Origin of the sequence: Lysobacter sp. MMG2 (genome assembly GCF_016735495.2) — a bacterium.
Lineage (GTDB): Bacteria > Pseudomonadota > Gammaproteobacteria > Xanthomonadales > Xanthomonadaceae > Lysobacter_J.
In genome coordinates, this window is sequence record NZ_JAERQY020000001.1 from 995,083 (window position 1) to 1,008,600 (window position 13,518).

10 protein-coding genes and 2 pseudogenes are annotated in these 13,518 nt (G+C 68.0%); 4 read left to right on the forward strand and 8 right to left on the reverse strand.

The window, feature by feature from the left end; genetic code table 11:
- Positions 1–56 precede the first annotated feature (56 nt).
- The 3 genes from wrbA to JI752_RS04460 all read left to right on the forward strand — a co-directional run bounded on the left by wrbA (position 57) and on the right by JI752_RS04460 (position 1,527).
- Positions 57–650, forward strand: coding sequence for an NAD(P)H:quinone oxidoreductase (gene wrbA, locus JI752_RS04450; protein WP_216959761.1), 594 nt, complete (start codon positions 57–59; stop codon positions 648–650).
- Positions 647–976: a DUF2069 domain-containing protein gene (locus tag JI752_RS04455; protein ID WP_216959763.1), complete on the forward strand. Its 330-nt coding sequence runs from the start codon at positions 647–649 to the stop codon at positions 974–976. The genes wrbA and JI752_RS04455 overlap by 4 nt, the downstream gene beginning before the upstream one ends.
- A gap of 62 nt (positions 977–1,038) precedes the next feature.
- Positions 1,039–1,527, forward strand: a complete 489-nt coding sequence (locus JI752_RS04460; protein ID WP_216959765.1) for an asparaginase domain-containing protein — start codon at positions 1,039–1,041, stop codon at positions 1,525–1,527.
- Positions 1,528–1,595: 68 nt separating this feature from the next.
- Here JI752_RS04460 and JI752_RS04465 read toward each other — a convergent pair whose 3' ends face one another.
- The 7 genes and pseudogenes from JI752_RS04465 to sufT all read right to left on the reverse strand — a co-directional run bounded on the left by JI752_RS04465 (position 1,596) and on the right by sufT (position 11,472).
- Positions 1,596–3,971 carry a S8 family serine peptidase gene (locus JI752_RS04465; protein ID WP_216959768.1) on the reverse strand — a complete coding sequence of 792 codons (2,376 nt, stop codon included), beginning with the start codon at positions 3,969–3,971 and terminating at the stop codon, positions 1,596–1,598.
- Between the two features lie 385 nt (positions 3,972–4,356).
- Entirely contained in the window at positions 4,357–6,339 is a 1,983-nt protein-coding gene (locus tag JI752_RS04470; RefSeq protein ID WP_254200360.1) for a S8 family serine peptidase, read from the reverse strand.
- 264 nt (positions 6,340–6,603) lie between these two features.
- The gene (locus JI752_RS19240; RefSeq protein ID WP_345777331.1) at positions 6,604–6,876 is read right to left on the reverse strand and encodes a proprotein convertase P-domain-containing protein; all 273 of its coding nucleotides are present in this window, start codon (positions 6,874–6,876) and stop codon (positions 6,604–6,606) included.
- Between the two features lie 87 nt (positions 6,877–6,963).
- A pseudogene (locus JI752_RS04475) lies at positions 6,964–8,193 on the reverse strand (zinc-dependent metalloprotease); the annotation flags it as partial.
- 156 nt (positions 8,194–8,349) lie between these two features.
- The gene (locus JI752_RS19245; protein ID WP_345777332.1) at positions 8,350–8,622 is read right to left on the reverse strand and encodes a proprotein convertase P-domain-containing protein; all 273 of its coding nucleotides are present in this window, start codon (positions 8,620–8,622) and stop codon (positions 8,350–8,352) included.
- Positions 8,623–8,709: 87 nt separating this feature from the next.
- A pseudogene (locus JI752_RS04480) lies at positions 8,710–10,431 on the reverse strand (S8 family peptidase); the annotation flags it as partial.
- Between the two features lie 483 nt (positions 10,432–10,914).
- Complete coding sequence (gene sufT / locus JI752_RS04485) at positions 10,915–11,472, reverse strand: putative Fe-S cluster assembly protein SufT (RefSeq protein WP_216959781.1); 558 nt, start codon at positions 11,470–11,472, stop codon at positions 10,915–10,917.
- Between the two features lie 160 nt (positions 11,473–11,632).
- Between sufT and JI752_RS04490 the strand changes: the two genes are divergently transcribed.
- Positions 11,633–12,049 (forward strand): hypothetical protein, encoded by a 417-nt coding sequence (locus JI752_RS04490; RefSeq protein WP_216959784.1) that lies wholly within the window; start codon positions 11,633–11,635, stop codon positions 12,047–12,049.
- Between the two features lie 4 nt (positions 12,050–12,053).
- On the opposite strand, the gene JI752_RS04495 is transcribed toward JI752_RS04490, so the two are convergent.
- A complete protein-coding gene (locus tag JI752_RS04495; RefSeq protein ID WP_216959786.1) occupies positions 12,054–13,496 on the reverse strand; it encodes a PLP-dependent aminotransferase family protein in 1,443 nt (480 codons plus the stop codon).
- Between the last annotated feature and the right edge of the window lie 22 nt (positions 13,497–13,518).

The following is a 13,518-nucleotide window of genomic DNA, read 5'->3' on the forward strand; positions in this document are numbered from 1 at the left end:
CGGTGCCTGCACATCACGGCGTTGCCGTTATCCTGTGCGCCCTGAAGGAGGACGCGATGCCCGAGATCCTGGTGCTCTACTACAGCCGCGGCGGTTCCGTGGCACGGTTGGCGCGACAGATTGCGCGCGGCATCGGCGAGGTCGAGGGCGTGAGCGCGCGCATCCGCACCGTGCCACCCGTGGCCGCTGTTACGCAGGCCGCCGCGCCGCCGGTGCCGGAAGACGGTGCCCCGTATGTCGAACCACGCGATCTGGTCGAATGCGCCGGACTCGCGCTCGGCAGCCCGACGCGCTTCGGCAACATGGCCGCGCCGGTGAAGCACTGGCTCGACGGCCTGGTCGGCGAATGGACCAGCGGCACGCTGGTGGGCAAGCCCGCGGCGGTGTTCACCTCCACCGCGACCATGCATGGCGGCCAGGAATCCACGCTGCTGACGATGATGGTGCCCCTGCTGCACCACGGCTGCGTGTTGATGGGCATTCCCTATACCGAGCCCGCGCTGAGCACCACGCGCAGCGGCGGCACGCCCTACGGCGCCTCGCACGTGGCCGGCAACGACGACGACCCGCAGCCGACCGATGAAGAGGCGCAGCTGGCGCGCGCGCTCGGCCGCCGGCTGGCGACGCTGGTGGCGAAGGTGGCGGCATGAACGCGCGACACGTGCTGGTCATCGCCCTGCTCGCCTTGACCGCGTTGTTCATCGCGTGGTTCGCGGCGGATGCCTCGCCCGTCGCCGAACTGCTGGTGTTCGCCCTGCCGCCGCTGGCCCTGGCCGCCGGCGTGCTGCGCCGGATGCGCGCGGCGTCGTTCTGGGCCGGCGTGCTGGCCCTGGCGTGGTTCAGCCATGGCGTGATGGTGGCCTGGTCGCGCCCGGCCGAACGCGGCTTCGCCCTGACCGAGGTCGTGCTGGCCATCGTGGTGGTCTTCTCTGCGAGCCTGCCCGGCCTGCGGGCGCGGTTCGCGCGCAAGGGCTGAGGGCGCGGGCGGCGGTGCGGCCGGTATAATTTCGGCCGTCTTCCACGCGCGCGCATTCCACGATGGACCAGCTCTGCATCGTCACCACCGGCGGCACGATCGACAAGATCTACTTCGACGACAAGTCGGATTACCAGATCGGCGAACCGCAGATCGGCGGCATCCTGCGTGAGCTGGGCGTCGCATTCCAGTTCAACGTGATCCCGATCCTGCGCAAGGATTCGCTGCACATCACCGCCGACGACCGCGAGCTGATCCGCGCGACCATCGCCGCCCAGCCGGTCAAGCACGTATTGCTGACCCACGGCACCGACACCATGGTGGAAACGGCCAAGGTGCTCGCCAGCCTGGAGGGCAAGACGATCGTCCTCACCGGCGCGCTGAGCCCGGCGCGCTTCCGCGGCTCGGACGCGGAGTTCAACGTCGGCTGCGCGGTCGGTGCCGTGCAGTCGCTGCCGCCGGGCGTGTACATCGCCATGAACGGCCGCATCTGGAATCCACTGGAAGTGCGCAAGAACGTCGCGGCGAATCGCTTCGAGCCGATCGGCTGAGTCGCTAACCCTTCACACGACAATGCCCGCCCCCGAAGGCGCGGGCATTGATTGGTGCTCGGCGTCGATCAGAAGCGGATCGACCAGTTCTGCAGGTACCCCGTGTCGCCGCCCGCGCCGTCGTACACGCGCAGCTTCCACGTGCCGTTGAGCGGATGTGCCGACAGGTTCAGCGTCACCGTCTTCTGCACGTTGTCCGTGCTGTACCCGGTTCGGTTGTGCAGGTTGTACAGCGTGCCGTTGGGCGCCACCAGGTCCACCTTCAGATCGCCCTGGTACGTGTGGATGATGTTGACCGTGACCGGCGTGCTCGCCGACGCGTTACCGCTGCGACCCGACACGACGATCGGGCTCTCGATGGTCGTCAAGTCGAGGATGTTGTAGCGGGTGGCGTTGGAATAGGTCACGGCGCTGGGCGCCGCGGCATAGTCGGCCACCAAGCTCGCCCCGGAGAAGGCGGAGTACGCCCTGACCATGACGTGGTAGGTACCCGCCTGCGGCGCGGCGAAGGTGCACGTTTCATTGTTGCCGCCCAGGTACGGCCTGCAGTCGTAAATCGTGGTGGTGGGGGCACTGCCGAACTTGACGTACATGTCCGCGTCGCCTGTGCCACCAGAGAGCTTGAACGTCAGGTTGCTCGCGCCGGCCGGAACGGCGAACGTGTACTTGCGTTCAGTACCGGCAGCCGCCGACAGCCCGGTGACAGGCACGCCCTTGTTCAAAGTCGTGGAGGTGACGGGCAGGACGTAGTCGGCTACCAGACTCGCGCCCGAGAACGCGGAGTAGGCCCTGACCTTGACCAAGTACGTACCCGGCTGCGGTGTGGCGAACGAGCAGGTTTCGTTGTTTCCACTCTGGTAGGGCCTGCAGTCGAAGCTCGTGGTCGTGGGCCAGTCGCCAAACTTGACGTACATGTCCGCGTCGCCGGTGCCGCCGGACAGCTTGAATGTCAGGTTGGTCGCACCGGCCGGAACATTGAACGTGAAAAGTCGCTCATCGCCAGCAGGAGCAAGAATCCCTGTGACGGGCACACCCTTGACGAGCGCGACGACAGACGGCAACACCGGCGGCACCACCGGCGGATGCACTGTGTCCACCGCGAGCCGCGCGTTGACGATGCCGGGGCCGATTGCCGGCGACTGTATCGAGGCGAACGGCGTGGCGGTGCTCTTGAGGATGGCTTCGATCTGCGCCGGCGTCTTCGGCGTCGTAGACGCCGCCTGCATCAGAGCCACCACGCCCGACACATGGGGCGCTGCCATCGACGTGCCTTGGTAGGTGGCGTAGGACTCGGTCCCCGGTGCGGTTGTACCGCTGTTGAGGGTGGACAGGATGTCCGAGCCCGGCGCGGCGATATCGACCAGCGAACCATGGTTGGAGAAGCTCGATCGCACACCGGCGCTGGTGGTGGCTGCCACCGCGATCACGTTGTTGCAGTTTGCCGGGGTTGCAGTGGACGCATCGGCGTTCGAGTTGCCCGCGGACACGACCACCGTGGTTCCGCGGCTAACGGCGCTGTTGATCGCGTTCTGGTACGTAGCACCGCATGCGGCGGTGCCGCCGAGGCTCATGTTGATGACTTCGGCGGGATTGGCGTTGGCCGGTACGCCCGCGACCGTGCCACCGGAGGCCCAGACGATGCCATCGGCGATGTCGGACGTATAGCCACCGCACTTGCCCAGCACGCGCACGGGAAGGATCTTCGCCGCGGGCGCTACGCCAGCCACGCCCTTCCCGTTGTTCGTGACGGCGGCGATGGTTCCGGCGACGTGGGTTCCGTGCCAGCTGGAGTTCCGTGCCGCATGCGCGTAACCGCACGAATTCGCCGCCACCCAGTCGCCCGGGTCGCTGGCGTTGGCATCGCGCCCGTTGCCGTCATTTGCCATGGTGATGTCGGTGACGAAGTCATAGCCCGGCAGCACGTTGGCGTTGAGGTCGCTGTGACTGGTGATGCCGGTGTCCAGCACCGCGACCACCGATCCCGCTCCCTGGGTCACATCCCACGCGACGTTGGCGCGGATGCCGTACGTTCCCGAGTAACCCCACTGCTGGCTGTAGTTGGGGTCGTTGGGGGTCAGGGTCGGATAGTTGAGGCGGTCGACCTCGACGTACTCGACGTTCGGATGGGCGGCGATCTGGCGCATCAGCCCTTCCGCTTCGACCCGGTCGAGCCTGTTGCGGGTGACGACCACGTCCGCGCCCAGGGCCGTGCGTCGCAATTGTGACAGGCCCACCGCTGTGCCACGCGTGCTGCGCGCTGCAGCGGTGGAGAGCGCGCGCTCGCGTGATGCGGCGCTCATGGCTTCGGGACTTCCATCCCGATACTTCACGATGAAGCGCTCATAGGTCGTGCCGGACTCGAGGCCCGAGACATCGACACGCGCCTGCGCGAGCGCAGTTGCCGTCGATAACGATGAACACGCCGCCACGATGGCGATCGCCATCAGACGCGTGCAAAGGGAACTACGGGAACGACCGTGCATCTTGCGGACTCCTTCCTTCTGGACAACCGGACTCCCCGCCATGTCTGGGAACGAACCGGATCGGGAGGCATGGGTCGCAACAGCATGGGAACCAGCCCCTGCGTCATCGCGTCTTCGCGATGCACTGGCCCATGCAACCATCTCTCAAGACCGGAAGCCCCCCCTGATGATTCAATGCGGGGCATTGATAGACGAACGCGTCGATCTTCCCCGCGCCATGGTCCCGAGAGAAGGCGAATATGTATCAGCCCGGTGCACACTACTTCTCAAAAAAGCGCCTAAAAAACAGGGGCCCCGACGTTTCCGCCGGGGCCCCGTACCAAACTCGAAATTGCTTTTATAGCCGTCAGAACGTGATCGACCAGCTGTTGATGTAGCCCGTATCCAGGCTGGCGTTGTCGTTCACACGCAACCGCCAAGTGCCATTGAGCGCCTCGGTCGACAGATTGCGCGAGTACGTCTGCACGAGGTTGTCCGCGCTGCCGCCGGTGCGGTTGTGCAGGTTGTAGACGCTGCCATCGGGCGCGACCAGATCCACGCGCAGGTCGCCGCGATAGGTGTGCACGATGTTCACGCTGACCGATGCGTTGGTCGGCGCGTTGCCGGTGCGGCCGGAGACGGAGATCGGGCTTTCCACCGTGGCGTTGTCGTTGATCGGGAAGTCGGTGCCGTTGGTGTACGTCTGCGGACCTCCGGTGCTTCCCACCGTGACCGACGAGGTCTTCGTGTTCGTCGCGCCGTCGTCGTCGGTAACGGTGAGCGTGACGGTGTACGTGCCGGCCGAGGCGTAGGTCTTGCTCGGACTCGTCGCGGTCGACGTGGTGCCGTCGCCGAAGTTCCAGCTGCGCGAGACGATGCTGCCGTCGGTATCGCTGGAGCTGTCGGTGAAGGTCGCCGTAAGGCCGCTGGTGGTGAAGCTGAAGTTCGCCGTCGGCGGCGTGTTTCCGCCACCACCGCCGGCCGCGTCGACCACCGCCTTGGCGTCGAGGATGCCCGGGCCGATCGTCTGCGACGGCGTGACCGGGAACGGACGGAAGTTCGTCTTGATGATCTGCTCCACTTCCGCCGGCGTTTTTGGCGTCGCCGCCACCGACTGCAGCAGCGCGATCACGCCGGCCACGTGCGGTGCCGCCATCGACGTGCCGTTGTAGCTGGCGTAGCTCTCCGCGCCCGGCGTGGTGGTGCCGGCGTTGAGCGTGGACAGGATGCTCGAACCCGGCGCGGCGATGTCGATCAAGGCGCCGTAGTTGGAGAAGCTGGAACGCTGGCCGGTGCTGGTGATGGCCGCTACGGCGATGACGTTGTTGCAGTTGGCCGGTGTGAAGCCGGACGTGTTGGCGTTGCTGTTACCCGCGGCGATGGCGAGCGTGGTGCCACGGCTGACAGCGCCGTTGATCGCGTTCTGCATCGTCGCGCTGCACGAACCGCCGCCGCCGAGGCTGAGGTTGATCACCTCCGCCGGGGTCGCATTCGCAGGAACGCCGCTCACCGTGCCGCCCGAGGCCCAGGTGATCGCATCGGCGATGTCGGAAATGCTGCCGCCGCACTTGGCCAGCACGCGCACGGGCTGGATCTGTGCGTTGAACGCCGTTCCGGCCACGCCGATGCCGTTGTTGGTGCGCGCCGCGACCGTGCCGGCCACATGCGTGCCGTGCCAGCTTGAATTGGAACCGACAATCTGCCCGCATTCGCCCGCGCTGTACCAGTCGCCCTGGTCGGCGGGATTGGAATCGCGGCCGTTGCCATCGCGCGCGGCGGTCGCATCGCTGACGAAGTCGTAGCCGGCGATGACATTCGCGTTGAGGTCGCTATGACTGGTAATGCCCGTGTCGAGCACCGCGACCACCACGCCCGTGCCACTGGCGCTGTCCCAGGCTTCGTTCGCGCGGATGCCTGCGTCGCTGTCCTGGTAGCCCCATTGCTCGGGATAGCGCGGGTCGTTCGGCGTGAGCGCGATCTGGAGCAGACGGTCGACTTCGATGAATTCGACGTTGGGGTCCGCGGCGATCTGGCGCATCAGCTGTTCGGCTTCTGCGCGATCCAGCTTGCGATCGGCGCGCACGAGTTCACCGCCGACCGACAGACTGCGCAGCTGTTGCAGGCCGACGGCCTTGCCACCCACGCCCAACGAAGCGGCGGCATCCAGCGCGCGCTTCATGTTGGCGGCGTTGGCGCGCGGCGCGCTGCCGTCGCGGTACTTGACGATGAAACGGTCGTGCGTCGGCGCCGATGCGAGGCCGCTCAAGTCCACGCGATCGGCGGCGAAGGCCGGCGCGCAGGCGCACGAGAGGATCACCGCGGTCGCGGTGGCCAGAGCATGCAGGCGCATGCGGTTGGAGCACAGGTTGCGTGAGGACATCTCGATTCACCCCATAAGTCCATTCAATGCCGCGTTGCGCGGCGGGGAAAGGTCGAAGCGGCGTGGCGTCATGACGCTCGCGCTGCGACAACCGACGATGGTGGCGTCGCCGCCGCAAATGCGGCTGCGAAAGGGGGCGATCGCCACGGACCTCGATCGACAGCGGCCGCCCTGCACGGCCGCGTCGAGAAGGCGCCCCTCAGCGGGGCGCCATGCGACTTGCTGGAGTCGCCTTCAGAACGTGATGCTCCAGCTGTTGATGTAGCCCGTGTCGCCGCCGGCGTTGTCGTTCACGCGCAGCTTCCAGGTGCCGTTGAGCGGCTCGCTCGTCAGGTTCTTCGTGTACGTGCCGACGAGGTTGTCCGCGCTGCCGCCGGTGCGGTTGTGGATGTTGTAGAGCGTGCCGTCGGGCGCGACGAGGTCGACCTTCAGGTCACCGCGGTAGGTGTGCACGATGTTCACCGCGATCGACGCGCTCGCCGGGCCATTGCCGCTGCGGCCGGACACCGTGATCGGGCTGTCGACGGTGGCGTTGTCGCTGATCGTGTAGTCGGTGGCGTTGCTGTAGGTCTGCGTGCCGCCACCACCGCCGCCGCGGAAGGCCGCGATGGTCGCCTTGGTGTTCACCAGCACGCGCTGGTTGTGGCTGGTGGCCGCCGTGCCCATCGCGACGCCCTGGTAGGTGACGTCCGGGTTCGACCAGTAGTTCAGGCGCGGGCAGCCGCTGGTGCAGTCGTAGGCCATGATCGTGCGCCACGCGTTGTTGGGCGCGCGGTAGCCGTGGCCGTAGGCGTAGGGCGAGGTGCTCGGATCGGTGGCGGGATCATGCCGTGCCGACTGCAGGTGGCCGATTTCGTGCGCGAACGAGTAATAGCCCGTGGCGCAATCCCAGTACGCGGTCGCGAACGCCGTCGTCGCGCTGGAGCCGATGCCCGACGCCAGGCCGCAGGCGGAACTGTCGTTGCCGATCAGCACCGCAACGTCGGCCGCGTTGCTGTCGCGCAGCGCGTGGATGGTGTCCATGTAGCCGTCGCTGGTGCCGCGGAAGCGCGACAGGTCGGTGCTCATGCCGACGTCGTTGTAGGTGACGCTGCTGTAGCCGGCCAGTTCCAGGTTGATGCCGACGTTCGAATTGACGTAGCCCTGGTTGGACTCGGCCACCGCCAGCTGCGCGAGCGCCTGCATGTCGCCGCCGTAGGCGGAGACGGCGGCGCTGGTCGCCACGACCAGCACGCGGATCGTCGCCGTCGGGCCAGGATCGATGGCGAGCGCGCCGACGCGTCCGGCGGGCGGTTCCATGTTGATCTGCGGAAGATCACCGAAGGCGCTGGGATGATCCGGCGGCATCGCCCGCTCGTTGACTTCGATCACCGCGTGGTTGCCGTCGGGCAGCGGGCGGATGCGGTAGAGCTGGCCGTCCACGCGCACGTTGCCGGTGATGCCCTGCCCCCGCCTCACCAGGATCACGGAGTTGTTCCCGTCGTGCTTCACTTCGCGCGCGGTCATCGTGCGCGCCTTGGCTGTTTCGCGAACGTGACCGATCCAGACCAGGCTGCCGTCGGGCTGCACCTGCGCCTTTTCGAGCACGGCGTTGACGTTGCGCAGGCCGAGGTCGAGGCCGATCTCGGCGTTGCTCTCGCTCACCACCGCGGGATTGGCGCGCAGCGCGCGCAACGAGGTGGTGGTGGCGCTGGCGGCCAGGCGGCCGGCGGTGGTGGCCGAGGCCGACTGCACCTGCGCCGGGCCCAGAAACAGCGGCTCGGCGGAGATCGCGGTGCCGCACAGCAGCAGCGCGCCGGTCGCGACCAGCACGCGCGAATGCATGGAAATCCTGCGGTTCATACGTATGTCCTCCTGCGTGGATGGGTGTCCTTCCCCGCGACGCGCATCGGACGCGATGCGCTGCGCCGATCCGTGCGCCGCGGCAGGAAATCCCCGCTCCCGGCGCGTGCCGGGAGCGGGTTTTGTCACAACTTCAGATCAGAACGTCACCGACCAGCTGTTGATGTAGCCGGTGTCGCCCGATGCGTTGTCGTTCACGCGCAGCTTCCACGTGCCGTTGAGCGCTTCGCTCGACAGGTTGAACGTCACCGTCTTGTTGACGTTGTCCGCGCTGCCGCCGGTGCGGTTGTGCACGTTGTAGAGGCTGCCGTCGGGCGCGACCAGGTCCACCTTCAGGTCGCCCTGGTAGGTGTGCACGATGGCGACGGTGACCGAGGCGTTGGTCGGCGCGTTGCCGCTGCGGCCGGACACCGTGATCGGGCTGTCGACGGTGGCGTTGTCGCTGATCGTGTAGTCGGTGCCGTTGCTGTAGGTCTGCGTGCCGCCACCGCCGGTGGTGTAGCTGCCGGTCAGGCTCAGGGCCGAGAACGCCGAGTAGCCGCGCACCAGCACGTGGTACGTGCCCGCCTGTGCGGTGGCGATGTTGCAGGTCTCGGCGTTGCTGCTGCCTTCGGACTTGCAGTCGTAGCTGGTCGTGGTCGGCGCGCTGCCGAACTTCACGAACAGGTCCGCGTCGCCGCTGCCGCCGGAGGTGACGAAGCTCAGCCCGCTGGCGCCGGAGGGCACGACCAGCGTGTAGCGCAGCTCCGTGCCGGCACTGCCCGACAGGCCGGTGACCGGCGTGCCGTTGGTCAGCTGGCCGGTGGGCGGCGGCGTGGTGCCGTTGGCGGCGTCGACCACGGCCTTGGCGTTGAGGATGCCCGGGCCGATCGGCTGTGACGGCGTCGACGGGAACGCGGTGACGTTGGCCTTGATCAACGCCTCCACCTGCGCCGGCGTCTTCGGCGTGGTCGCCACGGCCTGCAGCAGCGCGACCACGCCCGCGACGTGCGGCGTCGCCATCGAGGTGCCGTTGTAGCTGGCGTAGGTTTCCGAGCCCGGCGTGGTCGAACCGCTGTTGAGCGTGGACAGGATGTTCGAGCCCGGCGCGGCGATGTCGATCAGCGAGCCGTAGTTGGAGAAGCTCGAACGCGCGCCGGTGCTGGTGATCGACGCCACGGCGATGACGTTGTTGCAGTTCGCCGGCGAGGCGTTGGACACGTTGACGTTGTCGTTGCCCGCGGCGATGACGAGCGTGGTGCCGCGGCCGACCGCGCTGTTGATCGCGTTCTGCGTCGTGGTGCCGCATGCGCCGCTGCCGCCGAGGCTGAGGTTGATGACTTCGGCCGGATTGGCATTGGCCGGCACGCCGCTGACGGTGCCGCCGGAGGCCCAGATGATCGCGTCGGCGATGTCGGAGTCGTAACCGCCGCAGGTGCCCAGCACGCGCACCGGCACGATCTTCGCGCCGTACGCCACGCCGGCCACGCCCTTGGCGTTGTTGGTCACCGCCGCGATGGTGCCGGCCACGTGCGTGCCGTGCCAGCTGGAACCTTGCGCGGCATGCGAGCCGCCGCATTGGTTCGCGCTGACCCAGTCGCCCGGATCGCTGGCGTCGCTGTCGCGGCCGTTGCCGTCGTTCGACACCGCGGTGTCGATGATGAAGTCGTAACCCGGCAGCACGTTCGCGTTGAGGTCGCTGTGGTTGGTGATGCCGGTGTCGAGCACCGCGACCACCGCGCCTGCGCCGTTGGTGACATCCCAGGCCTGGTTGGCCTTGATGCCGTACGTGCCGGAGTAGCCCCATTGCTCGCTGTAGCGCGTGTCGTTGGGCGTGAGCAGCGGCTTGTTGATCTTGTCGACCTCGACGTACTCGACGTTCGGATCGGCCGCGATCTGGCGCATGAGGCTCTCGGCCTCCACGCGGTCCAGCTTGCGGTCGGCGCGCACCACGTCGGCGCCGGTGGCGATGCGACGCAGGTGCTTCAGTCCCAGGGCCTTGCCGCGACCCGTCGAAGAGGCGGCGGCCGTGCTCAGCGCACTTTGCAGCGTGGCGACATTGGCGCGTTCGGCGCTGCCGTCCTTGTACTTGACGATGAAGCGGTCGTTCTTCGTCTCGGCGTCCAGGCCCGAGAGATTGACGCGGGCCTGCTGCGCAAGCGCCGGAGCGGCGAGCGCGGACGACAGGGCGATGGCGGTTGCGACGGAAAGCGCATGAGCGCGGATGCGGCGATCAGACATCTGGTGGAACCCCCGAAGTTGGGACTGCGTGATGGAAAGACCTGCCTACCGGCGCCGATGGGCACCGTGTGACGGGCCTTGTGTGCGGCCGTCCGCGTCGAGGCGGACGACCGTTTTGCCAGCTGACACCTCCGGTGCCGCAGAAGCTGCGACAACCCGGCATCACGCACTCCGGAGTCTCGGCGGTTGCCCGCCCCCTGTTCCGCGACCCTGCCAGCGCAGTTGCCGGGCCTTGCCCCCCGTTCCGGCCCGGTACCGGCGGGGTCACGCGGCCGACCGGAGCCGGCCGCGTCTCAACACAACGCGAGGTGTACCCGATGCCCCACCACCCATCGACGCGACAGGATTGGCAAAGTCACCCATTTGTGGATGCCATCACTGTTCAGGAACGGCCGTCACAGTTGCGCCCGGTGGACAACACCAACGAAAACGCCCCGCTGGGCGGGGCGTTCGTGCACTGCACAACGGTTTTCACGGGGATGCTCAGAGCATCCCGGTCTCCAGGCGCGCGGCCTCGGACATCATCGTGCGGTTCCACGGCGGGTCGAAGACCAGATCCACATCGGCCTCCACCACCGTCGGGATCATCTCCAGCTTGTCGCGCACGTCGGCGACCAGGATGTCGCCCATGCCGCAGGCGGGGGCCGTCAGGGTCATGCGCACTTCGACGCGGCGCTGGCCGGGCTTTTCCGGATGCGGCGCGATGCGGGCCTCGTAGACCAGGCCCAGGTCGACCACGTTGATCGGGATCTCCGGGTCGAAGCAGGTGCGCAGCTGGCGCCACACCATCTGCTCGACCGCCTCGTCGTCGGCGCCTTCGGGCAGTTCCAGGGGTTCGGGCGCTTCCTTGCCGATGGCGTCGGCATCGCGGCCGGCGACACGGAAGAGGTTGCCTTCGACGAACACGGTGTAGCTGCCGCCCAGGCCCTGGGTGATGTAGCCCACGCTGCCCGCGGGCAACGTGACCTGTTCGCCCTGCGGGACCATGACGACGGCGCAATCGCGCTCGAAACGGACGGGTTCGCTGCTGCGGGAATACATGCCGGGAAGATTGGGGTGCCGGGCCCCGGCACAAGTGCGGCCATTCTAGCGGCACCGTGCCCGCACGAGCCCGTCGCGCACGCGATGCAGCGTTGCCGCGCCGGTCGTTTTGCGCGCTCGCCCGCTATGCTGTGCGGCCTGTCGCCCCCGCGAGCGTTCGATGACACCACCCGCCCCTGCCCGCCGCACCTCGTGGCTCTCGTGGCCGCTGTTGCTGCTCGGCGCGTTCGGCTTCGCCGCGGTGTGGGTCCTGGCCAGCCTCTACAGCGGTCGTCAATTGGGCTGGATGGCGGTGCTGGGCGCGCTCGACATCGCCTGGATGCTGCGCCTGGGCGGCTGGCGTCCGGGCCTGGGGCGGATGGTCGCCGGCGTCGCCGCGACGGCCGGGATCGTGATCGCAGCCAACTGGTTCATCACCGCCACGCAGCTGGGCGGCATGCTCGGCCTGGACCCGTGGGACTCGGCCATGAAACTGGGCGGGCACCACGCGTGGATCCTGGTTCAGCTGGCCAACAGCGCGATGGACGCGGTGTGGATCGGCGTCGGCCTGCTGGCCGCGGCGTGGCTGTCGCGCTGAAGCCTCAGGCCGCGTCGAACTCGTCCAGACAGGTCGCGAACAGCGCCACGGCCTCCTCGATCTCCGCCACCGACAGTCCGCAATAGCCCAGCAGCAGGCCGGCGCTGTCGGGCGGCGCCAGGTAATACGGCGCGATCGGATAGAGCCCCAGCCCCAGGCTGCGCGCCCGCGCGATGAACGCCTCACCTTCGGCCGCATTGCGACCGTTGAGCCAGACCACCAGATGCATGCCGGCGTGTGAATCGTTGATGCGCAGCCGCCCGCGTCCGCAGCGCTGCAATCCGTCCAGCAGCGCATCGCGGCGCTCCTTCAGCGTCTTCCACGCGCGGCGCAGATGGCGCTCGAAACCGCCGTCGACGATGAAGCGCGCCAGCGCCGCCTGCTCGATGCCGCAGGAGCCGAAGTCGTCCTGCCACTTGGCGTTGACGTAATCCCCGCGCAGTCCCGCCGGCACTACCAGGTAACCCAGCCGCAGCGAGGGGAACATCGCCTTGGAGAAGGTGCCCACGTAGATCACCCGATCGCCCTCGTCGAGCGAACGCAACGCGGCCAGCGGTCGCGCGTCGTAGCGGAACTCGCCGTCGTAGTCGTCCTCCAGGATCCAGCTCCCGTGGCGGCGGGCGTAGTCGAGCAGTTCCAGCCGGCGCGGCAACGACAGCACCGCGCCGCTGGGGAACTGGTGCGAAGGCGTGACGCAGATGAGCTTGGGCGCGTGCGTGGGCAGGTCGTCGACGATGAGCCCGTGTTCGTCGACGTCGCGCGTGACGACCTTTGCGCCGTGGATCTGCAACGCCTCGCGCATCGCCGAGTAGTGCGGCTCCTCCAGCAGCACCTCGTCGCCCGGATCCAGCAGCACGCGCGCCGTCAGCGCCACCGCCTGCTGCGTGCCGGCCACGATCACCACGTCCTGCGGTTCGGCCTGGATGCCGCGCCGGCGCGCCAGGTAGTCGCACACGGCTTCGCGCAACGCCGGCACGCCCTGCGAGGCGGGGTAGTTCGGCGAGGTGTAGGCCGCCGCATGAGCCAGCTCGCGCGCCCAGGCGCTGGTCAGCGCGGGATTGGTCAGCGGAACGCCGTACTGGAAGGCGTAACGCACGCCGGGAATCGCGCGGCCTGGTATGCGCAGGTGATCGTGGATGACGCGCGCGCGGCGGGCGAACTGCGACTGCGCCGGCAGCGGCATGTCCACCGCGTGCAGCGGGCGCGGGGCCTGCAGAGGCGGTGTCACGTAGCTGCCCGAGCCGACGCGGCCATCGACGAAGCCTTCGGCGCGCAGCTGCTCGTAGGCGGCCAGCACGGTGTTGCGCGACACGCCCAGCTCGCGCGCAAGCTGGCGCGTGGCGGGCAATCGCGCGCCCTCGCTCATGCGGCCGCCGAAGACGGCGCCCTTCAGCGCCCGAGTCAGTTGGGCATGGAGCGGACCACGACCGTCCAGCTGCAGGTGCATGGCGGATCTCCGCAGTCGATTG